Genomic DNA, 23315 nt, shown 5'->3' on the forward strand with positions numbered 1-23315 from the left:
AACGCTTAAACCCTTTGGTTTCTCTTTTATCCAAAGGCCACCAATTCGCTATGGCTATATTTAAGGGGGGCTTGTGGTCTATTGCATCTAAATAAGCACTGTCTGTATAAGCGTCTAGTAGGGGTTGAAACATTCTTATCCTTATGGTTTAAAGAAGTATTTTACAAAAAAATTTTTTTAAATCAAAGGCTTGATGAGCGCTAAATCAGGCTCATTGATGCAATGCGTGGCGTGTTGTTTTAGGATTTCTTTAGCGTTGAAAGCGATTTTTGTATGGGCATGCTTGAACATGCTCAAGTCGTTCGCCCCATCGCCCACGACTAAGGTGTGATCTTTACTGATGTTTAATAAGCGTTGCAAAGCGAGCAGCATTTCGCCTTTAGAATGCGAAAACATCATGTGCCCCGTTACTGAGCCATTCAGGACGCCCTTTTCCACGATGAGCGTGTTACTGAAAGCCGCATCTAAATGCAATAAATCCCTGTAATGATTGGTCGCTAAATCAAAACCCCCGCTAAAGCAAACCACTTTGTAGTTTTTCTCTTTTAAAGCGTTAATGAGTTCGAACGCTCCATCAAATAAAGGCAGACTTTCACAAACTTCTTTGGCCAGTTTTAAGGGCATGTTTTTGAGTTTGGAGACCCTTAAAATAAGACTCTTGTGAAAATCTATCTCGCCATTCATGGCTTTTGAAGTGATTGTTTCCACTTCATCAAAAACCCCCCACGCCCTCGCTAAAGACTCAATCGTCTCAGCATCCACTAGCGTGGAGTCAAAATCAAAAACGGCTAGTTTTTGCACTCAATGACCCTAAAATTAAGATTTCCTGCTTTTAGCGATCCCTTTGACATACTGATCAGCCAAATACAAGCCATGGTTTTCATTGCCAATCAACTCAATTTTATCCAAAATATCCTTGAAAAGCACTTCTTCTTCATGCTGTTCAGCCACATACCATTGCAAGAAATTGAAAGTCGCATGATCTTTGCTTTTTATGGCGTGATCGACGATATTATTAATAGACTCGCTGATGTGTTGCTCATGTTCATAGGCTTTTTGGAAAATCTGAGTCAAACCTTCAAACTTATGCTCAGGCGCGCTGATGCTAGTCAATTGCACAGGCACATTGTTTTCATTCAAAAAGATGATAAGCTTTTTGGCATGCTCGTATTCTTCAGCCGCATGGTCAAACAAGAAAAGCCCCGAGCCATCTAAGCTATGGGTATAGCACCAAGAACTCATGCTCATATACAAGTTGGAAGAGTTCATTTCCTTATTCACTTGTTCGTTTAGCAACTTAATGATGTCTTTTGATAACATAGTATCTCCTTTGTGTTGGTTTAAGTTGTCCCATAATTATAGCATAAATGATAATGAAAAAGTAAACAAGAGTATGAAAATTTTTAAAAACTTATAAAAATGAGAAAGAACGCCAGCTAATGGCTTGATAAGGCTTAGATTTTATCATAAAAATCACTTTAATGAGAATTAGGTCAAAAAAAGGGGGCTGGTATCAATAGGGGGGATTAAAAGGGATATTTTTATATAATATATAAAAAGCATTCTTCAATCTAAAAATGCTACAATGTTTATCTTTAAAACGAAAGGGCAATTTAACCATGGACTTTTTGGAAAAAGTATTAAACCATCAAATCACTGAAAGCAAAGAGTTAGTGAAACTTTATGATTACGATTTATACACGCTAGGGGAAGCAGCGGATTCTTTGCGCCAAAGCATGCACCAAAAAATCGTGTATTTTAATGTCAATAGGCATTTAAACCCTAGCAATATTTGCGCGGACGCTTGCAAATTTTGCGCCTTTTCAGCCCACAGAAAAAACCCTAACCCCTATGAAATGAGTTTAGAAGAAATCCTAGAAAAGGTTAAAAACTCCTACAACAAGGGGATTAAAGAAGTCCATATCGTGAGCGCTCATAACCCTAATTATTCTTATGAATGGTATTTGAAGGTGTTTGAAACCATCAAACAAGAAATGCCTAACTTGCATTTAAAAGCCATGACCGCTGCAGAAGTGCATTTTTTAAGCACTAAATTCAACAAACCTTTTGAATTGGTGTTAGAAGACATGCTCAAAGCTGGGGTGGATTCCATGCCAGGTGGGGGAGCGGAGATTTTTGATGAAGAGATCAGGCGTAAAATTTGTAAGGGCAAGGTGGGATCTTCTCGGTGGCTAGAAATCCATGCTTATTGGCATAAATTGGGCAAAATGAGTAACGCTACCATGCTGTTTGGGCATATTGAAGATAAAATCCATCGCATCGATCACATGTTAAGAATCAAAAAAACTCAAAGCCCTAAAAATCAAGTGGAAAATAAAGAAGGGGGCTTTAATGCGTTTATCCCTTTGTTGTATCAAAAAGAAAACAATTATTTAAAAATAGAAAAATCCCCTAGTGCGATAGAAATCTTAAAAACCATCGCCATATCTCGCATTCTTTTAAATAATATCCCCCACATTAAAGCTTATTGGGCGACTTTGGGCTTGAATTTGGCTTTAGTGGCTCAAGAATTTGGTGCTAACGATTTAGACGGCACGATAGAAATAGAGAGCATTCAAAGTGCAGCAGGCGCGAAGAGCCGGCATGGTTTAGACAAAGAAGATTTGATTTTTAAAATCAAGGATTCTGGGTTTGTTGCGGTAGAAAGGGATAGTTTGTATAATTTTATACAGAAATTTTAATAATTTTTAGCGTTTTTAAGAATGATTAGTTATAATAACGCTACTAACAACACTCAAGCTAAAATCTATTAAGGAAATCAGTATTAAAAAATTTATTCTATCTTCTCTTGTTTTCGCATGTATGAATACCAGCGTTGAAGCTTTAGAAAACAACGGCTCTAAACCAAGCGATTTGGCTTCTCCAAAAGAAACCGAAGCTCAAAAAAATGAAGCCCAAAACGAAACCTCTCAAGCCAATCAAGTGCCTAAAGAAATGAAAGTCAAGTCCATTTCTTATGTGGGGCTTTCCTACATGTCTGACATGCTCGCTAATGAGATTGTAAAGATTCGTGTGGGCGATATTGTGGATTCTAAAAGAATAGACACCGCTGTTTTGGCCTTGTTCAATCAAGGGTATTTTAAAGATGTTTATGCCACTTTTGAAGGCGGTATATTGGAATTTCATTTTGATGAAAAAGCCAGAATTGCCGGGGTAGAAATCAAAGGTTATGGGACTGAAAAGGAAAAAGACGGCTTAAAATCCCAAATGGGGATCAAAAAGGGCGATACCTTTGATGAGCAAAAATTAGAGCATGCTAAAACGGCTTTAAAAACCGCTTTAGAGGGGCAGGGCTATTATGGGAGCGTGGTGGAAGTGCGCACAGAAAAGGTCAGCGAGGGAGCGTTACGAATTGTGTTTGATGTGAATAGGGGGGATAGTATTTACATCAAACAATCTATTTATGAAGGCAGCGACAAATTAAAACGCCGTGTGATTGAGTCTTTGAGCGCGAACAAGCAACGAGATTTCATGGGCTGGATGTGGGGCTTGAATGACGGAAAATTACGCCTAGATCAGCTAGAATACGATTCTATGCGTATCCAAGATGTGTATATGCGTAGGGGTTATTTGGACGCTCATATTTCTTCGCCTTTCTTGAAAACGGATTTTTCTACCCATGACGCTAAGCTTCATTATAAAGTCAAAGAAGGGATTCAGTATAGGATTTCAGATATTTTAATAGAGATTGACAACCCGGTAGTCCCCTTAAAAACCTTAGAAAAAGCGCTTAAAGTGAAAAGGAAAGATGTCTTTAACATTGAGCATTTAAGAGCGGATGCACAAATTTTAAAAACCGAAATCGCTGATAAGGGCTATGCGTTTGCGGTGGTGAAACCAGACTTGGATAAGGACGAAAAAAACGGGCTTGTGAAAGTCATTTATCGCATTGAAGTGGGCGATATGGTGCATATTAATGATGTCATCATTTCAGGGAATCAGCGCACAAGCGACAGGATCATTAGAAGGGAGATATTATTAGGGCCAAAAGATAAATACAGCTTGACTAAATTGAGAAATTCCGAAAATTCTTTGAGGCGTTTAGGGTTTTTCTCTAAAGTCAAAATTGAAGAAAAAAGGGTTAATAGCTCGCTTATGGATTTATTAGTGAGCGTAGAAGAGGGGCGCACCGGGCAGTTGCAATTTGGGTTAGGCTATGGCTCTTATGGAGGGCTTATGCTTAATGGGAGCGTGAGCGAAAGAAACCTTTTTGGGACCGGCCAAAGCATGAGCTTGTATGCTAACATCGCTACAGGGGGGGGTAGATCTTATCCGGGCATGCCAAAAGGAGCGGGGCGTATGTTTGCCGGGAATTTGAGCTTGACTAATCCAAGGATTTTTGACAGCTGGTATAGCTCTACGATCAATCTTTATGCGGATTACAGGATAAGCTACCAATACATCCAACAAGGCGGAGGCTTTGGGGTGAATATTGGGCGCATGTTGGGTAACAGAACCCATGTGAGCTTAGGGTATAACTTGAATGTTACCAAGCTCCTTGGTTTTAGCAGCCCTTTATACAACCGCTACTATTCCTCTGTTAATGAAGTGGTCTCTCCAAGGCAATGTTCTACCCCTGCATCAGTGATTATCAACCGCTTATCAGGCGGTAAAACCCCCTTACAACCTGAAAGCTGTTCTAGTCCTGGAGCGATCACCACTTCACCAGAAATAAAAGGTATTTGGGATAGGGATTACCACACGCCTATCACTAGCTCTTTCACTCTTGATGTGAGCTATGACAACACCGATGATTATTATTTCCCTAGAAATGGGGTTATCTTTAATTCCTATGCGACAATGTCTGGCTTGCCAAGCTCTGGCACGCTCAATTCTTGGAACGGGTTAGGCGGGAATGTCCGTAACACCAAAGTCTATGGTAAATTCGCCGCTTACCACCATTTGCAAAAATATTTATTGATAGATTTGATCGCTCGCTTTAAAACGCAAGGGGGCTATATCTTTAGGTATAACACCGATGATTACTTGCCCTTAAACTCCACCTTCTACATGGGGGGCGTAACCACGGTGAGGGGCTTTAGGAACGGATCGGTTACGCCTAAAGATGAGTTTGGCTTGTGGCTTGGAGGCGATGGGATTTTCACCGCTTCTACTGAATTGAGCTATGGGGTGTTAAAAGCGGCTAAAATGCGCTTAGCGTGGTTTTTTGACTTTGGTTTCTTAACCTTTAAAACCCCAACTAGGGGGAGTTTCTTCTATAACGCTCCCTTCACGACAGCGAATTTTAAAGATTATGGCGTGATAGGGGCTGGGTTTGAAAGAGCGACTTGGAGGGCTTCTACAGGCTTGCAGATTGAATGGATTTCGCCCATGGGGCCTTTGGTGTTGATTTTCCCTATAGCGTTTTTCAACCAATGGGGCGATGGCAATGGCAAGAAATGTAAAGGGCTGTGCTTTAACCCTAACATGGACGATTACACGCAACACTTTGAATTTTCTATGGGGACAAGGTTTTAAAATGCGCATCAACAGAGAAGAAATTTTGGATTTAATGAAAAACGCGCCCTTGAAAGAATTAGGGCAAAAGGCTTTAGAAATCAAGCAGCGCTTGCACCCTGAAAACTTGACGACTTTTATTGTGGATAGGAATATCAATTACACCAATATTTGTTTTGTGGATTGCAAGTTTTGCGCGTTCAAACGCACCTTAAAAGAAAAAGACGCCTATGTGTTGAGCTATGAAGAAATCGATCAAAAGATTGAAGAATTGCTCGCTATTGGCGGCACGCAGATCCTTTTTCAAGGGGGGGTGCACCCGCAGCTAAAGATTGATTATTATGAGAATCTAGTCAGCCATATCGCTCAAAAATTCCCCACCATCACCATTCATGGTTTTAGCGCGGTTGAAATTGATTACATTTCTAAAATCTCTAAATTGTCTTTAAAAGAGGTTTTAGAAAGGTTGAAAAACGCCGGTTTAAGCTCCATTCCAGGAGCGGGAGCAGAGATACTAAGCGATAGGGTGCGCGGTGTGATCGCTCCTAAAAAATTGAGTAGCGATCGGTGGATTGAAGTGCATAGAATGGCGCATCTTTGCGGGATTAAAAGCACGGCTACCATGATGTTTGGGAGCGTGGATAATGAAGAAGATGTGGTGGAGCATCTACAAAGAGTGCGCGATTTGCAAGATGAAACCGGCGGCTTTAGGGCTTTTATTTTATGGAGTTTTCAGCCCAACAACACCCCCTTAAAAGAAGAAATCCCAAGCATTAAAAAAGCGAGTTCCAATCGGTATTTACGCTATTTGGCATGCAGTAGGATTTTTTTGGATAACATTCAAAACATACAAAGCTCATGGGTTACTCAAGGCTCTATGATAGGGCAGTTAGCCTTATTGTTTGGAGCGAATGATTTAGGGAGTGTGATGATGGAAGAAAATGTCGTGAAAGCGGCCGGAACGAGTTTTTGCATGAATGAAGCGGAAATGATAGAGCTTATTGAAGACATTGGGAGCGTGGCGGCTAAGCGAAACACCGCTTATGAAATCTTAAAGCGTTATCCGGCTAAAGCAAAGGTATAAAGAGCATGAAAAAAATTTTAATCACTTTATTATTAGGAGTTTTTATGGGGTTACAAGCGAGCGCTTTGACACACCAAGAAATCAATCAAGCTAAAGTCCCTGTGATTTATGAAGAAAACCATTTGTTACCCATGGGGTTTATCCATTTAGCTTTTAGAGGGGGTGGGAGCTTAAGCGATAAAAACCAGTTGGGTTTGGCGAAATTGTTCGCGCAAGTTTTAAACGAAGGCACTAAAGAGCTTGGTGCGGTGGGGTTTGCGCAACTTTTAGAGCAAAAAGCGATCAGTTTGAATGTGGATACCAGCGCAGAAGATTTGCAAATCACTTTAGAATTTTTAAAAGAATACGAAGATGAAGCCATCACGCGCTTAAAAGAGCTTTTAAAATCCCCTAATTTCACGCAAAACGCTTTAGAAAAAGTCAAAACCCAAATGTTAGCCGTGCTTTTACAAAAAGAAAGCGATTTTGATTATTTGGCTAAACTGACTTTAAAACAAGAGCTTTTTGCTAACACCCCTTTAGCTAATGCGGCCTTAGGCACTAAAGAGAGTCTCCAAAAAATCAAGCTAGACGATTTGAAACAGCAATTTGCTAAGGTTTTTGAACTCAATAAACTCGTGGTGGTGCTTGGGGGCGATTTGAAAATCGATCAAACCCTTAAGCGTTTAGATAACGCTCTTAATTTCTTGCCGCAAGGTAAAGCGTATGAAGAGCCTTATTTTGAAACGAGCGATAAAAAAAGCGAAAAAGTCCTCTATAAAGACACTGAGCAGGCTTTTGTGTATTTTGGCGCACCCTTTAAAATCAAGGATCTAAAACAGGATCTAGCGAAATCTAAAGTCATGATGTTTGTGCTTGGGGGGGGGTTTGGCTCTCGTTTGATGGAAAAAATCAGGGTTCAAGAGGGCTTGGCTTATAGCGTGTATATCCGCTCCAACTTTTCTAAAGTGGCGCATTTTGCTAGTGGGTATTTACAAACCAAGCTCAGCACTCAAGCTAAAAGCGTTGCCTTAGTTAAAAAAATAATTAAAGAATTTATAGAAAAAGGCATGACGCAACAAGAATTAGACGACGCTAAAAAGTTTTTACTAGGCTCTGAACCTTTAAGGAATGAAACGATCTCAAGCCGCTTGAACACCACTTACAATTATTTTTATTTGGGTTTGCCTTTAAATTTCAACCAAACGCTCTTGGATCAAATCCAAAAAATGAGTTTGAAAGAAATCAATGATTTCATTAAAGCGCACACCGAAATCAATGACTTGACTTTTGCTATTGTGAGCAATAAAAAGAAGGACAAATGATGCCATTTGAAGCTGTAATCGGGCTAGAAGTCCATGTCCAACTCAACACCAAAACCAAAATCTTTTGCTCTTGCTCTACAAGCTTTGGAGAAACCCCTAATTCTAACACCTGCCCTGTGTGTTTGGGCTTACCGGGAGCTTTGCCGGTATTGAATAAAGAAGTGGTTAAAAAAGCCATCCAGTTAGGCACAGCCATTGAAGCTCGTATCAACCAAAACTCCATTTTTGCGAGGAAAAATTATTTTTACCCTGATTTGCCTAAGGCTTATCAAATTTCGCAGTTTGAAGTCCCCATTGTGAGCGATGGGAAGTTAGAGATTGACACCAAAGAGGGCGCAAAAATCGTGCGTATTGAAAGGGCTCACATGGAAGAAGACGCCGGTAAAAATATCCATGAGGGCGGTTATTCTTTAGTGGATTTGAACCGTGCTTGCACCCCTTTATTAGAAATTGTCAGCAAGCCGGACATGAAAAATAGTGAAGAAGCCATAGCGTATTTGAAAAAGCTCCATGCTATCGTGCGTTTTATAGGGATTTCTGATGCGAACATGCAAGAGGGGAATTTCAGGTGCGATGCGAACGTGTCCATTAGACCCAAAGGCGATGAAAAGCTTTACACGAGGGTGGAAATCAAAAACTTGAATAGTTTTAGATTTATCGCCAAAGCGATTGAATACGAGATAGAGCGCCAAAGCGTGGCGTGGGAGAATGGGCGTTATAATGAAGAGGTGGTTCAAGAAACGCGCCTTTTTGACACCGCCAAAGGGATCACCCTTTCTATGCGCAATAAAGAAGAGTCAGCGGATTACCGCTATTTTAAAGATCCGGATTTGTATCCTGTTTTTATTGATGAGAAACTTTTAAAAGAAGCTCAAAAGATCAATGAATTGCCCAGCGCGAAAAAAACCCGCTACATGAAAGATTTTAACCTTAAAGAAGACGATGCGAATTTATTGGTGAGCGATCCTTTATTGGCGGAGTATTTTGAAAGCATGCTCAATCTTGGGGTTAAGGCTAAAACGAGCGTGACATGGCTTTGCGTGGAATTATTAGGGCGCTTGAAGGCTGAAGTTACTTTAGAAAATTGTGGGATTAGCGCTCATGCGCTAGGCGCTTTAGCCAAACGCATTGATGAGGGCAAGATTTCGGGTAAGAGCGCTAAAGATGTGTTAGACAGGCTTTTAGAAGAGCATGGGGGCGATGTGGATACCCTTATTGAACAAATGGGCTTGTCTCAAGTCAATGACACGGAAGCGATTGTTAAAGTTATAGAAGAAGTGTTAAAAAACAACGCCGACAAGGTGCTTGAATACAAAAGCGGTAAGGACAAGCTTTTTGGGTTTTTTGTAGGGCAAGCGATGAAGAATCTAAAAGGGGCTAATCCTAGCGTGGTGAATGCTATTTTGAAAGAGAAATTGGATTGATGAGGAAAATTTTTTCTTATGTTTTGAAGGCTTTGTTGTTTATTGGGATCGTTTATGCAGAGCCTGAATCTAAAGTGGAAGCCTTAGAAGGGAGGAAGCAAGAGTCTTCTTTGGATAAAAAAATCCGCCAAGAGATAAAGAATAAGGATTTGAAGAATAAGGATTTGAAAAATAAAAAAGAAGAAAAGAAAAACACCGAAGAAAAGAAAGAAGTAAAAGCCAAAAAAAAGCCCAGAGCAGAAGTCCATCATGGGGATGCCAAAAATCCCACTCAAAAAATAACGCCTCCTAAAATCAAAGAGGGCGCTAAAGGGGTTCAAAATCAAGGCACGCAAAATCAAGGCGTTCAAAATAACGCACCAAAACTTGAAGAAAAAGAGACAACCTCTCAAACTCTTGAAAAAAATAAGGGAATAAGCCCTAGCTCTCAATTCAATTCTATTTTTGGTAATCCTAATAACGCTGCTAACAACACCCTTGAAGATAAGGTCGTAGGGGGCATTTCATTGCTTGTTAATGGCTCGCCTATCACGCTGTATCAAATCCAAGAAGAGCAAAAAAAATCTAAAGTGAGCAAAGCTCAAGCCAGGGATCGTTTGATCGCTGAGCGCATTAAAAACCAAGAAATTGAGCGCTTAAAAATCCATGTAGATGATGACAAGCTAGACCAAGAAATGGCGATGATGGCGCAACAGCAAGGCATGGATTTAGACCATTTCAAACAAATGCTTATGGCTGAGGGGCATTATAAACTCTATAGAGATCAGCTTAAGGAGCATTTAGAAATGCAAGAATTGTTGCGTAATATCTTACTCACCAATGTGGATACCAGCTCTGAAACTAAAATGCGCGAATATTACAACAAACACAAGGAGCAATTCAGTATCCCCACTGAAATAGAAACCGTGCGCTACACTTCCACCAATCAAGAAGATTTAGAAAGGGCTATGGCAGACCCTAATTTGGAAATTCCAGGGGTGAGTAAGGCTAATGAAAAAATAGAGATGAAAACCTTAAACCCTCAAATCGCTCAAGTCTTTATTTCGCATGAGCAAGGCTCTTTCACGCCCGTTATGAATGGGGGTGGGGGGCAGTTCATCACCTTTTATATCAAGGAAAAAAAGGGTAAAAATGAAGTGAGCTTCAGTCAGGCCAAGCAATTCATCGCCCAAAAATTAGTGGAAGAATCTAAAGATAAGATTTTAGAAGAGCATTTTGAAAAATTGCGCGTTAAGTCTAGGATTGTGATGATCAGAGAGTGATTTTTAGATTGTGCAACACTTCAATTTCCTCTATAAAGATTCTTTATTTTCTATCGCTTTATTCACTTTCATTATCGCTCTTGTGATTTTATTAGAACAGGCTAGGGCGTATTTCACCCAAAAGAAAAACAAAAAATTTTTACAAAAATTCGCCCAAAATCAAAACGCCTATGCAGGCAGTGAGAATTTAGACGAACTTTTAAAGCATGCTAAAATTTCCAGTTTGATGTTTTTAGCCAGGGCGTATTCTAAAGCGGATGTGGAAATGAGTATTGAAATCTTAAAAGGGCTTTTGAATCGCCCCCTAAAAGATGAAGAAAAAATCGCTGTTTTAGATTTATTAGCTGAAAATTATTTTAGTGTGGGGTATTTGCAAAAAACAAAAGACACCGTGAAAGAAATTTTGCGTTTTTCCCCAAGGAATGTGGGAGCGTTGTTGAAACTTTTGCATGCGTATGAATTAGAAAAAGATTATTCAAAGGCTTTAGAGACTTTGGAATGTTTGGAAGAATTAGAAGTGGTTGAAATTGAAACGATTAAAAATTACCTTTATCTCATGCATTTAATAGAGAATAAGGAAGATGCGGCTAAAATCTTGCATGTTTCAAAGGCGTCGTTAGATTTGAAAAAAATCGCTTTAAATTATTTAAAATCTTATGATGAAAATCTTTTTTGGCAAGAAATTGATGCAACCGAACGGCTAGAAAATGTGATCGATCTTTTATGGGATATGAATATCCCTGCTTTCATTTTAGAAAAACATGCCCTTTTGCAAGACATCGCGCGATCTCAAGGGTTGCTTTTGGACAACAAACCTTGCCAAATTTTTGAATTAGAGGTTTTACGCGCTCTATTGTATAGCCCTATGAAAGCGCGTCTGACTTTTGAATACCGCTGCAAGCATTGCAAACAAATCTTTCCTTTTGAAAGCCATAGGTGTCCTATGTGTTACCAGTTAGCGTTTATGGATATGGTGCTTAAAATTTCTAAAGAAAGCTATGGGGGTGGATTGAATGCAAGAAATTGAAATTTTTTGCGATGGCTCTTCTTTAGGCAATCCCGGGCCAGGCGGGTATGCGGCGATTTTACGCTATAAAGATAAAGAAAAAATCATCAGTGGGGGCGAACATTTCACCACGAATAACCGCATGGAATTAAGAGCGCTCAATGAAGCGTTAAAAATCTTGAAACGCCCATGCCATATCACGCTTTATAGCGATTCGCAATACGTGTGCCAAGCGATCAATGTGTGGCTAGCTAACTGGCAAAAAAAGAATTTTTCTAAAGTCAAAAATGTGGATTTATGGAAAGAATTTTTAAAAGTCTCTAAAGGGCATTTGATTATGGCGGTGTGGATCAGGGGGCATAACGGGCATGCCGAGAATGAACGATGCGATAGCCTCGCTAAATTAGAGGCGCAAAAACGGGTCAAAACGACCATTTAAAGGGAAACATGATGAAAAACAAACGCTCTCAAAACAGCCCTTATGTAACGCCTAACAACCCTTATACAACGCTAGAAAAAGCTTTAGGGTATTCTTTTAAAGACAAGCGTTTATTGGAGCAAGCCTTAACGCACAAATCATGCAAGCTCGCTTTAAACAATGAGCGCTTGGAATTTTTGGGCGATGCGGTGTTGGGCTTGGTGATAGGGGAGTTGCTATACCATAAATTCTACCAATACGATGAGGGGAAACTCTCTAAATTAAGGGCTTCTATTGTGAGCGCGCATGGTTTTACGAAATTAGCGAAAGCGATTGCTTTACAAGATTATTTGCGCGTCTCTTCTTCTGAAGAAATTTCTAATGGGAGGGAAAAACCCTCTATTTTATCAAGCGCTTTTGAGGCTTTAATGGCTGGGGTGTATTTAGAAGCGGGGTTAGCTAAGGTGCGTAAAATCATGCAAAATTTACTCAATCGCGCTTACAAGCGTTTGGATCTGGAGCATTTGTTTATGGACTATAAAACCGCCCTACAGGAATTGACCCAAGCGCAATTTTGCGTGATCCCCACTTACCAATTACTCCAAGAAAAAGGCCCCGATCACCATAAAGAATTTGAAATGGCTCTATACATTCAAGATAAAATGTATGCGACCGCTAAAGGCAAAAGCAAAAAAGAAGCCGAACAGCAATGCGCTTATTATGCACTTCAAAAACTTAAGGAAGCCAAATGAACACTTTGGGGCGTTTTTTAAGGCTCACGACTTTTGGGGAATCGCATGGGGATGTGATAGGGGGGGTATTAGACGGCATGCCTAGCGGGATTAAAATAGACTATGACTTATTAGAAAATGAAATGAAGCGCCGCCAAGGGGGGAGGAACATTTTCATTACGCCACGAAAAGAAGACGATAAAGTGGAAATAACAAGCGGGGTTTTTGAAGATTTTAGCACAGGGACGCCCATAGGGTTTTTAATCCACAACCAAAGGGCTAGGAGCAAGGATTACGATAACATTAAAAACCTTTTCAGGCCTAGCCATGCGGATTTCACTTATTTTCATAAATACGGCATTAGGGATTTTAGGGGTGGGGGGAGGAGTTCGGCTAGAGAGAGCGCTATAAGAGTGGCTGCTGGGGCGTTTGCTAAAATGCTTTTAAGAGAAATCGGTATTGTTTGTGAAAGCGGGATTATTAAAATTGGGGGCATTGAAGCCAAAAATTACGATTTTAATCACGCTTTAAAAAGCGAGATTTTTGCCCTAGATAAAGAACAAGAAGAAGCGCAAAAAACAGCCATTCAAAACGCTATCAAAAACCACGATAGTATTGGGGGCGTGGCTTTGATTAGAGCAAGGAGTGCAAAAACTAATCAAAAGCTCCCTATTGGCTTAGGTCAAGGGCTATACGCTAAATTAGACGCTAAAATCGCTGAAGCGATGATGGGGCTTAACGGGGTGAAAGCGGTTGAAATAGGCAAGGGGGTAGAAAGCTCTTTATTAAAAGGCTCAGAGTATAACGATTTAATGAATCAAAAAGGGTTTTTAAGCAATCATAGCGGAGGGGTTTTAGGGGGCATGAGCAATGGGGAAGAAATCATTGTTAGAGTGCATTTCAAACCCACGCCAAGCATTTTCCAACCTCAACAAACCATAGACATTAAGGGCAATGAATGCGAATGCTTGTTAAAGGGTAGGCATGATCCTTGCATTGCGATTAGAGGGAGTGTGGTGTGCGAGAGTTTGTTAGCGTTAGTGTTAGCCGATATGGTATTACTCAATTTGACTTCAAAAATAGAGTATTTAAAAACGATTTATAATGAGAATTAAACGAAATTGGATACAATCAGCTTAAAAAGGATATAAATGGAAAAATTACCTAAAAAACGAGTTTCTAAAACCAAATCGCAAAAACTTATCCATAGCCTAACCACCCAAAAAAACAGAGCCTTTCTCAAAAAAATCAGCGCTAATGAAATGCTTTTAGAGTTAGAAAAAGGGGCATTTAAAAAAAATGAAGCCTATTTTATTTCTGATGAAGAAGATAAAAATTACGTTTTAGTGCCGGACAATGTAATCTCTCTTTTGGCAGAAAACGCCAGAAAGGCTTTTGAAGCCAGGCTCAGGGCGGAATTAGAAAGGGATATTATCACCCAAGCACCGATTGATTTTGAAGACGTGCGCGAAGTTTCCTTGCAATTGTTAGAAAATTTACGCCAAAAAGACGGGAATTTGCCCAATATCAACACCTTAAATTTTGTCAAACAAATCAAAAAAGAACACCCTAATTTATTTTTTAATTTTGACAACATGTTCAAACAACCCCCTTTTAATGAGAATAATTTTGAAAATTTTGACAATAGCGATGAGGAAAATTTTTAATGCAAACCATTGATTTTGAAAAATTTTCACAATACTCCAAGCCCGGCCCGCGATACACCAGCTACCCCACAGCGGTGGAGTTTAAAGAAAATTTTAATGAAGAGAGCTTGAAAGCAGCGTTTTTTAACCATGACAACCTCAAAAACCCCATGCCTTTATCGCTTTATACGCATTTGCCCTTTTGCAGGAGCGCGTGTTATTTTTGCGCTTGTTCAGTCATTTACACCAGTTTAGAAGAGAAAAAAGTCCGCTATATCAGCTACCTTAAAAAAGAACTCGCTCTTTTAAAAAACGCCATGGATACCAACAGAGAAGTGGCGCAATTCCACTATGGAGGCGGCACGCCGACCTTTTTTTCGCCCATTCAATTAGATGAGATCACGCAAAGCATTCAAGAAGTTTTCCCCAATTTCAGCAAAGATATTGAAATGAGTTGCGAGATTGACCCCAGACATTTCACTAAAGAACACATGCAAACCTTGTTTGATAGGGGGTTTAACCGCTTGAGTTTTGGGGTGCAGGATTTTGATTTTGAAGTCCAAAAAGCCATTCATAGGATCCAGCCTTTTGAAATGGTTCAAGAATCCGTGAAGCTCGCTAGAGATTACGGCATCAAATCCATTAATTTTGATTTGATTTATGGCTTGCCCAACCAGACTAAAGAGAGTTTTTTAAAAACTTTGGAATGGGTTTTGAAACTGGATCCGGACCGATTAGCGGTGTTTAATTACGCGCATGTGCCTTGGGTGAAAAAAACGATGCGTAAAATTGATGAAACCCTATTGCCAAGCCCTAGAGACAAACTAGAGATTTTAGAAGCTCTTATCAGTTTTTTAGAAAAAGCCAACTACCAAATGATAGGCATGGATCATTTCGCTAAAAGCGATAACGAATTGTATCTGGCCCTTCAAAAAGCGGAATTGCGCCGTAATTTTCAAGGCTATACCACGAAAAAATTCACTCAAACCATTGGCATTGGCGTTACAAGCATTGGCGAAGGAATCGATTATTACACGCAAAATTACAAGGACTTGCACCACTATGAAAAAGCCCTTGATTTGGGGCATTTACCGGTAGAAAGGGGTGTAGTGCTCAGTCAAGAAGATGTTTTAAGAAAGGAAGTCATCATGCAAATGATGAGTAATTTAAAATTGGATTACTCTAAGATTGAAGAAAAATTTTCTGTTGATTTTAAAGCGCATTTTAAAAAAGAATTAGAAAAATTAAAGCCTTATGAAGAAGTGGGCCTGCTTTCTTTCAATTCTAAAGGCTTTGAGATGACAAGGACAGGGGGCATGCTCGTAAGAAACATAGCCATGGAGTTTGACGCGTATTTGCGTGGGGGCGAAAAACATTTCAGTAAAACGCTATGAGTGGGAATATTTTTGAAGAAGTAGGGGACGCTTGCGTTAAATGCGCTAAATGCGTGCCAGGTTGCACGATATATCGCATTCATAAAGACGAGACGACTTCGCCTAGAGGCTTTTTAGATTTGATGCGCCTAAACGCTCAAAACAAGCTCCAATTAGACACGAATTTAAAACACCTTTTAGAAACTTGCTTTTTATGCACCGCTTGCGTGGAGATTTGCCCCTTTCATTTGCCCATAGACACTTTAATAGAAAAAGCCAGAGAAAAAATCGCTCAAAAATACGGCATCGCTTGGTATAAAAAATCCTATTTTTCCCTTTTAAAAAACCGCAAAAGAATGGATAGGGTGTTTTCGGCGGCGCATTTTTTAGCCCCTTGTATCTTCAAGCAAGTGGGGGATAGTTTAGAGCCTAGGGCGGTGTTTAAAGGCTTGTTCAAACGCTTTAAAAAAAGCGCGCTGCCTCCCTTAAATCAAAAAAGTTTTTTACAAAAACATGCAGAGGTTAAGCCTTTAGAAAACCCCATTCAAAAAGTGGCCATTTTTATAGGGTGCTTGAGCAATTACCATTACCAGCAAGTGGGGGAAAGCTTGTTGTATATTTTAGAAAAACTCAACATTCAAGCGATCATCCCTAAGCAAGAATGCTGCTCAGCCCCTGCGTATTTTACCGGCGATAAAGACACCACGCTTTTTTTAGTGAAAAAAAACATAGAATGGTTTGAAAGCTATTTAGATGGAGTGGATGCGATCATTGTGCCTGAAGCCACATGCGCGAGCATGCTTATTAATGATTATTACAAGGTGTTTTTAGGCGAAAAAGATAAGGATTTGTATGTGAAGCGCTTGGAAAAAATCACGCCTAAAATCTATCTGGCGAGCGTGTTTTTAGAGAAACACACCCCTTTAAAAAGTCTTTTAGAAAAAATCCCTAAAGGGAAAAAAGAGGCTATCACCTATCATAACCCTTGCCATGCCAAAAAAACCCTAAACGCTCATAAGGAAGTGCGAAGCTTGCTCAATGTGCATTATGAAATTAAAGAAATGCCGGACAACTGTTGCGGTTTTGGGGGGATTACGATGCAAACCGAAAAGGCGGAGTTTTCTCTAAAAGTGGGGCTTCTTAGGGCTAAAGAAATCATGGACACCAAAGCTAGAATTTTGAGTGCAGAATGTGGGGCATGCCACATGCAGCTTAACAACGCTTTAAAGTCTTTAGATGATCCCAACACTCCGCCATTTTTGCACCCTTTAGAACTCATCGCTAAAGCTTTAAAAAGCGCTGAATAAAAAGCCTTTTAACCCCACTTTCCAACATCTTTTTATATAATGTAAAACTTTATAACACCACTATAAGGAATGAAAAATGCAAGAAATCAGCACCTATAAACTCATTAAAGAAAAACTGCACGCTATACCTAACCAACGCCATAAAGGGAGCTTGTTTGAAAAAATTTCTAAGCAATTTTTATTAGAGCATGACAGCGCTAATGAATACGAGTCTATTGATCTTTGGAACGATTGGGAATTAAGGGGGAATAAAGGCGATCGTGGGATTGATATGGTGATCACAACGACTTCAAAAGAATACATCGCCGTGCAATGCAAATACCATCAAGACAGCATCTCACTTAACGACATTTCAACTTTTTTAAGTCAATTACAAGCTGGGGTAGGCGAGGTCAGGTTTAAAAAAGGGATCATCATCTCCACTTCTCATTTAACCCGTGCCGCCCTTGAAGAAATTGAACAAATCAGAAGCACAGGAATGGGGATTGACATTGATGAAATCACTGAAGAGGATTTTATCTATTCTCGCATTGATTGGGAAAAGTTTGATCCTACGCAAACGCAAGACGAACTCCCCTTATGCGATAAGAAAAAGCCACGCTCCCACCAAACAGAAGCGATAAACGCCACTAAAGAGTATTTTTCTAACCCTAAAAACGCTAGAGGCAAGCTCATTATGGCATGCGGGACAGGCAAAACCTACACTTCTTTAAAAATCATGGAAGCTTCAGATCCCAAGATCACGCTTTTTTTAGCACCAAGCATCGCCTTGCTTTCTCAAACTTTTAGAGAATACGCGCAAGAAAAAAGCGAGCCTTTTTACGCTTCTATCGTGTGCAGCGATGATAAAGTCGGGAAAAGTAAAGACGAAGACAATGACGATATTAAATTTTCTGAGCTCCCTATAAAGGCCTCCACCCGCCTTGAAGACATTTTAAGCGTTTATGAAAAAGCGCAAAAAGAAAACAAGCACTTCATTATTTTTTCAACTTACCAAAGCGCGTTGCGTATTAAAGAAGCGCAAAGAATGGGTTTGAATGAAATCGATCTCATCATTTGCGATGAAGCCCACAGAACAGTAGGGGCTATGTATTCTAGTAATGAAAGGGACGATAAAAACGCTTTCACGCTGTGCCATAGCGATGAACATATCAAAGCTACAAAACGCCTGTATATGACCGCCACGCCTAAAGTTTATAGCGAAAGCTCCAAAGCTAAAGCCAAAGAAAGCGATAATGTTATCTATTCTATGGACGATGGAGAGGTTTTTGGCGAAGAAATCTATACGCTCAATTTTTCAAAAGCGATCGCTTTAGATCTCTTAACCGACTACAAAGTCATCATTTTAGCGGTGCGAAAAGAAAATTTAAGCGGCGTTACTAACAGCGTGAATAAAAAGATTAGCCAGCTTGAAGCCAAAGGTACTAAATTAGACAAAAAGCTTATCAATAACGAATTTGTGTGTAAGATCATCGGCACGCATAAAGGGTTAGCCAAGCAGGATCTAATCGTTTTAGACGAGAAAAACAAAGAAGATCACAACTTGCAAAACAAATACGACGCCACTCCTTCCCAAAGAGCCATAAGCTTTTGTAAAAGCATTAACACGAGCAAGAACATTAAAGACTCCTTTGAAACGATCATGGAATGCTATGATGAAGAGCTGAAGAAAAAGAGTTTTAAAAACCTACAAATCAAAATCGATCACATTGATGGCACCATGAATTGTAAGGAGAGGCTTGAGAAATTAGAAAACTTGAACACATTCAAGCCTAACATTTGTAAAGTTTTGAGTAACGCCAGGTGTTTGAGCGAAGGGGTGGATGTCCCGGCGTTGGATAGCGTTATCTTTTTTGATGGCAAAAGTGCTATGGTGGATATTATCCAAGCGGTGGGTAGGGTGATGCGAAAAGCCAAAAACAAGAAAAGAGGCTATATCATTTTGCCTATCGCTTTAGAAGAGAGTGAAATCCAAAACTTAGATGAAGCCGTCAATAACACCAATTTCAAAAACATTTGGAAAGTGATAAAAGCCTTAAGAAGCCATGATTCAAGCCTGGTTGATGAAGCCACTTTCAAAGAAAAAATCAAAATCTTTGGGAGCGATGATAACAAAAAGCAAAACGATGAAAAAACCCTTTTTGACGCTATCTTGTTGCAAGATCTAGCGGACGCTGTGTATAATGTCATGCCCACTAAATTAGGGGACAGGAACTATTGGGAAAATTTCACCAAAAAAACGGGCAACATCGCAAGGACCTTGAACAACCGCCTAAAAATGATTTTTGACAAAAACCCTGAATTTTTCCACGGCTTTTTGGATTCCTTAAGGGAAAATATCCATCAAAACATCAAAGAAGATGAAGCCTTGGATATGATCACCTCTCACATCATCACTAAGCCCATTTTTGATGCGATTTTTGGGGACAATATTAAAAACCCTATCGCAAAAGCCTTGGATAAAATGGTTTTAAAACTCTCCACTCTAGGATTAGAAGGGGAAACTAAAGATCTTAAAAACCTCTATGAAAGCGTGAAAACCGAAGTAGCGCACGCCAAAAGCCAAAAAAGCCAGCAAGAACTCATTAAAAACCTCTACAACACTTTCTTTAAAGAAGCCTTTAAAAAGCAAAGCGAAAAACTAGGGATCGTTTATACGCCTATAGAAGTGGTGGATTTCATTTTAAGAGCCACTAACGGCATTTTGAAAAAGCATTTCAACACGGATTTTAACGATCAAAGCATCACGATTTTTGACCCCTTCACCGGCACCGGGAGTTTTATCGCTCGTTTGCTTTCTAAAGAAAACGCGCTCATTAGCGATGAAGCCTTAAAAGAGAAATTTCAAAAAAATCTGTTCGCTTTTGATATCGTGGCTTTTATCTTATTATATCGCTTTAATCAATATCACCCAAGCCGCGCAAAATAGGGACAGCTCGTTAAAAAATTTCAAAAACATCGCGCTCACGGACAGCCTGGATTATTTGGAAGAAAAAAACGATAAAGGGGCACTCCCTTTATATGAGGATTTGAAAGAAAACAAAGACATCAAAGACACTCTAGCCGGCCAAAACATCCGAGTCATCATCGGCAACCCGCCTTATTCAGCCGGCGCCAAAAGCGAGAACGATAACAACCAAAACCTCTCACACCCAAAGCTTGAAAAATTAGTTTATGAAAAATACGGAAAAAATTCCACCGCCAAAGTGGGGAACGCCACACGAGACACGCTCATTCAAAGCATACGCATGGCGAGCGATGTTGTTAAAGATAGGGGGGGTGCTAGGCTTTGTGGTGAACGGGAGTTTTATTGACTCTAAAAGCGCGGACGGGTTCCGAAAATGCGTGGCGAAAGATTTTGCGCATCTTTATGTATTGAATTTAAGGGGGAACGCTAGGACTTCAGGGGAGAATCGAAAAAAAGAAGGCGATGGAATCTTTGACAGCGGATCCAGGGCGACGGTAGCGATTATCTTTTTTGTGAAAGATAAGAGTGTTCCCAATAATACGATTTTTTACTATGAAGTGGAAGATTATTTGAAAAGAGAAGCCAAACTCAACCTGCTTGCGGGTTTTGAAAATTTGGATTTGGTGCCTTTTAAGGAAATCACCCCGAATAATAAAGGCGATTGGATCAACCAAAGGAATGACGATTTTGAAAAGCTCATCCCTTTGAAAAGAGACAAACAACTCAAAATATTTGATACTATTTTTGATCTCAATTCTGGCGGCGTGGTAAGCGGTCGTGATCCTTGGGTGTATAACTTTTCGCCAAAAATTTTAACCCAATCGGTGCAAAACTGCATTGACACTTATAACGCTGATTTGAAGCGCTTCAATGAGCGTTTCAGGGAAGCCTTCAAACAACGCACGGCTAAAGATAAAGGTATCAAACCAGCTGATCGTTACAGGCACCTTAATGATAAAGAAATCACCACCGATCAAACGAAAATCGCTTGGACTCGTAGTTTGAAACAAGGATTTATTAAAAATACAAATCTGCCAACAAGCAGCGAGGAGCGCATAAGATTAAGCCTTTATCGCCCCTTTAACAAACAATGGCTTTATTTTGATAAAAATTTAAATGAAGAACAATATCAATTTTCAAAGATTTTTCCGGATAAAAGCGCTCAGAATGTGGTGATCAATACTGGTTGTGGTAATGGTAAGATATTTTCAGCCTTGATAAGCGATTTTATTTCTGATTATAGTTTGATCTCACCCAATCAAGCTTACCCCTTGTATTATTACGATGATTTAGGGAATCGCCATTACGCTATCAGCGGCTATGCGCTCAACCTCTTCAGGAGACATTACCAAGATAACGCTATTACTGAAGAAGAGATTTTTTATTACATTTATGCGATTTTACACCATAAAGGCTATTTGGAAAAATACAAAAATTCCCTCGCCAAAGAAGTGCCGCGCGTCGCTTTGAGTGATGATTTTAAAGAACTCTCTATGTTTGGCAAAGAATTAGGGAAGTTGCATTTGAACTATGAGAGTGGGGAAATGCACACAAGCGTTAAATACACCACACTGATGAACGCCGGAATGGAGGGCTATTATGATGTGGTTAAAATGACCAAAAAAGGGGATAGCATCATCTATAACCAAAATATCACCATCACTAAGATCCCTAAAAAAGCCTTTGACTATGTGGTAAATGGCAAAAGCGCGATTGACTGGGTGATCGAACGCTACCAAAAGACTACCGATAAAGACAGCTTGATTGAAAACAACCCGAATCATTACGCCGGCGGAAAATACGTTTTTGAACTCCTTTGTAGGGTCATCAAACTCTCTGAAAAAAGCGTGGATTTGATAGAAAAGATCAGCGAAAAAAGGTTTGAGTGAGCAAAAATAGTATCATAGAAATTAAAGAGCGAGAGATCTTAAAAGAAAAGATTATTGAGCTTCTAAAAAAGAGCAAGGATCAAAATAAGCCTGTCGCTATTGCCATTAATGGGGAGTGGGGGATAGGAAAAACCTATTTATGGAAAAATGAATTAGCTCCACTTATTAAAGACAAGTTTAAAAAAAATCCCATTTACACTTCTGTTTTTGGGAAAAAAGATGAGCAAGCGATCATTGAAGATCTAGTCGCTCAATTTTTAAGCGCTGAAAAACAAAAAACTAATCCAATAAGAAACATCATTAATGGGATACTTTCATTTCTTAGCATGCATTTTGGAGTAAAAATAAATGTTAATGTTGATTTTTTATTCAAAATGCTTAAAAAAGAGCATATGGAAAATACCATTGTGTGCATTGATGAGTTTGAAAGACTATCTGATAAGATCCCAGTGCAAGATATTTTGGGGTTGATTTCTGAACTCAAGGAACATAAGGGGTGTTGTGTTATTGTGATTTGCAATTACTTTAAGCTCTTTACTGATGAGACACAGAAAATATTTAATGTTTATTGTGAAAAAGTTTTTGACAGAATGTTTAACTTTTCTCCTTGTGCAAAAGAACAAATTGAAGTAATGGGTGGTCATCCAATTGAAACTGATTTTGAAGCTTATCCCTATATGAAAGATACTTTCAATATTGATGATAACACAACCAATCTTAGAACATTTCAAAAATTAAATAATATATATGATGAATTGCAACTAAAAAAGTATCCAAATGATGATGAGTTTAAAAAAATATACCAATACTTACTATATTCAATAGTTTATGCATGTTATTTTGATTTATATGATAAATATTATACTTCATTTAATTCATTTCCCATAAAACTTCCTATAGAATTAAAAGGAAATACAATAGATCTTCTCTCTCCAAACTCTACAATCTTTAAAGAAGTGATGGAGCAACAAGCACCAACAATAAAAAATGGTATAGAGAGTATAAAAACAAACGCTTCTTATAATCCAAAAGAACTCCAAAATTGCCTTGCAGTTATGGAAAATCATAGAGATGAATGTTTGGAATTAATAGAAAAATGGTATAAAAGCACATCCCAATACCGCAATGAAAATCAGCAAGATTTGGGGGAATATTTTTGGATCAACGATCACACTTTTAGTTTGCCACTCAACCACACATTTAAACAACTAAAAATTGATCTCCCAAAAGATTTTCTCTTGTATTCATACAACCCCCCACTTTAATTGATTTTCTCAAATTAAAAAACGCATTTTTCCAACTATCCTAAACGACTTATCCCAAAATCCCCCCAAAAACAGAAAAAATCACCGAGTCAAATCGCTAAAACCCCCTAGAAAATTTAAAATTTTAAGTTTTAGGGGTGTTTTTCTTAAGAATTTAGGT

At 39.2% G+C, this 23315-nt stretch carries 16 protein-coding genes and 2 pseudogenes; 15 read left to right on the forward strand and 3 right to left on the reverse strand.

Annotation, left to right across the window (positions count from 1 at the left end):
• From EAL49_RS08405 to EAL49_RS01625, 3 genes and pseudogenes are all read right to left on the reverse strand, one after another.
• A pseudogene (locus EAL49_RS08405) lies at positions 1 to 133 on the reverse strand (glycosyltransferase family 10 domain-containing protein); the annotation flags it as partial.
• Positions 134 to 177: 44 nt separating this feature from the next.
• Entirely contained in the window at positions 178 to 801 is a 624-nt protein-coding gene (gene serB, locus EAL49_RS01620; protein ID WP_120828458.1) for a phosphoserine phosphatase SerB, read from the reverse strand.
• Positions 802 to 816: 15 nt separating this feature from the next.
• Positions 817 to 1320 (reverse strand): ferritin, encoded by a 504-nt coding sequence (locus EAL49_RS01625; RefSeq protein WP_033756344.1) that lies wholly within the window; start codon positions 1318 to 1320, stop codon positions 817 to 819.
• Between the two features lie 299 nt (positions 1321 to 1619).
• Here EAL49_RS01625 and mqnE point away from each other — a divergent pair, with 299 nt between their 5' ends.
• The 15 genes and pseudogenes from mqnE to EAL49_RS01700 all read left to right on the forward strand — a co-directional run bounded on the left by mqnE (position 1620) and on the right by EAL49_RS01700 (position 23155).
• Complete coding sequence (gene mqnE, locus EAL49_RS01630; protein WP_120828460.1) at positions 1620 to 2702, forward strand: aminofutalosine synthase MqnE; 1083 nt, start codon at positions 1620 to 1622, stop codon at positions 2700 to 2702.
• A 121-nt stretch (positions 2703 to 2823) separates the two neighbouring features.
• Positions 2824 to 5499 carry an outer membrane protein assembly factor BamA gene (bamA, locus tag EAL49_RS01635; RefSeq protein ID WP_240461634.1) on the forward strand — a complete coding sequence of 892 codons (2676 nt, stop codon included), beginning with the start codon at positions 2824 to 2826 and terminating at the stop codon, positions 5497 to 5499.
• Position 5500: 1 nt separating this feature from the next.
• Positions 5501 to 6562 carry a dehypoxanthine futalosine cyclase gene (locus EAL49_RS01640; RefSeq protein WP_033735685.1) on the forward strand — a complete coding sequence of 354 codons (1062 nt, stop codon included), beginning with the start codon at positions 5501 to 5503 and terminating at the stop codon, positions 6560 to 6562.
• Between the two features lie 5 nt (positions 6563 to 6567).
• Positions 6568 to 7866, forward strand: coding sequence for a M16 family metallopeptidase (locus EAL49_RS01645; RefSeq protein ID WP_120828464.1), 1299 nt, complete (start codon positions 6568 to 6570; stop codon positions 7864 to 7866).
• Entirely contained in the window at positions 7866 to 9290 is a 1425-nt protein-coding gene (gatB, locus tag EAL49_RS01650) for an Asp-tRNA(Asn)/Glu-tRNA(Gln) amidotransferase subunit GatB (protein ID WP_205586087.1), read from the forward strand. Before EAL49_RS01645 ends, gatB begins: the two co-directional genes overlap by 1 nt.
• Positions 9290 to 10552 carry a SurA N-terminal domain-containing protein gene (locus EAL49_RS01655; protein ID WP_120828468.1) on the forward strand — a complete coding sequence of 421 codons (1263 nt, stop codon included), beginning with the start codon at positions 9290 to 9292 and terminating at the stop codon, positions 10550 to 10552. Before gatB ends, EAL49_RS01655 begins: the two co-directional genes overlap by 1 nt.
• 10 nt (positions 10553 to 10562) lie before the next feature.
• Entirely contained in the window at positions 10563 to 11579 is a 1017-nt protein-coding gene (locus EAL49_RS01660; RefSeq protein WP_120828470.1) for a tetratricopeptide repeat protein, read from the forward strand.
• Entirely contained in the window at positions 11566 to 11997 is a 432-nt protein-coding gene (gene rnhA / locus EAL49_RS01665) for a ribonuclease HI (RefSeq protein WP_120828472.1), read from the forward strand. The genes EAL49_RS01660 and rnhA overlap by 14 nt, the downstream gene beginning before the upstream one ends.
• A gap of 11 nt (positions 11998 to 12008) precedes the next feature.
• Positions 12009 to 12728 carry a ribonuclease III gene (rnc, locus tag EAL49_RS01670; protein WP_025275942.1) on the forward strand — a complete coding sequence of 240 codons (720 nt, stop codon included), beginning with the start codon at positions 12009 to 12011 and terminating at the stop codon, positions 12726 to 12728.
• Positions 12725 to 13822 (forward strand): chorismate synthase, encoded by a 1098-nt coding sequence (gene aroC / locus EAL49_RS01675; RefSeq protein ID WP_120828474.1) that lies wholly within the window; start codon positions 12725 to 12727, stop codon positions 13820 to 13822. The genes rnc and aroC overlap by 4 nt, the downstream gene beginning before the upstream one ends.
• Before the next feature lie 36 nt (positions 13823 to 13858).
• Positions 13859 to 14374 carry a DUF2603 domain-containing protein gene (locus EAL49_RS01680; RefSeq protein ID WP_000413462.1) on the forward strand — a complete coding sequence of 172 codons (516 nt, stop codon included), beginning with the start codon at positions 13859 to 13861 and terminating at the stop codon, positions 14372 to 14374.
• On the forward strand, positions 14374 to 15747 hold the full coding sequence (hemN, locus tag EAL49_RS01685) for an oxygen-independent coproporphyrinogen III oxidase (protein ID WP_120828476.1): 1374 nt from the start codon (positions 14374 to 14376) through the stop codon (positions 15745 to 15747). The genes EAL49_RS01680 and hemN overlap by 1 nt, the downstream gene beginning before the upstream one ends.
• A complete protein-coding gene (locus EAL49_RS01690) occupies positions 15744 to 17033 on the forward strand; it encodes a (Fe-S)-binding protein (protein WP_120828478.1) in 1290 nt (429 codons plus the stop codon). Before hemN ends, EAL49_RS01690 begins: the two co-directional genes overlap by 4 nt.
• Before the next feature lie 76 nt (positions 17034 to 17109).
• Positions 17110 to 21890 (forward strand): annotated as a pseudogene (locus tag EAL49_RS01695) (type ISP restriction/modification enzyme).
• Entirely contained in the window at positions 21887 to 23155 is a 1269-nt protein-coding gene (locus tag EAL49_RS01700; protein WP_120828480.1) for a P-loop NTPase fold protein, read from the forward strand. The pseudogene EAL49_RS01695 and the gene EAL49_RS01700 overlap by 4 nt, the downstream one beginning before the upstream one ends.
• Positions 23156 to 23315 lie beyond the last annotated feature (160 nt).

It is taken from the genome of Helicobacter pylori (assembly GCF_003637665.1).
Taxonomy (GTDB): Bacteria; Campylobacterota; Campylobacteria; order Campylobacterales; family Helicobacteraceae; genus Helicobacter; species Helicobacter pylori_CK.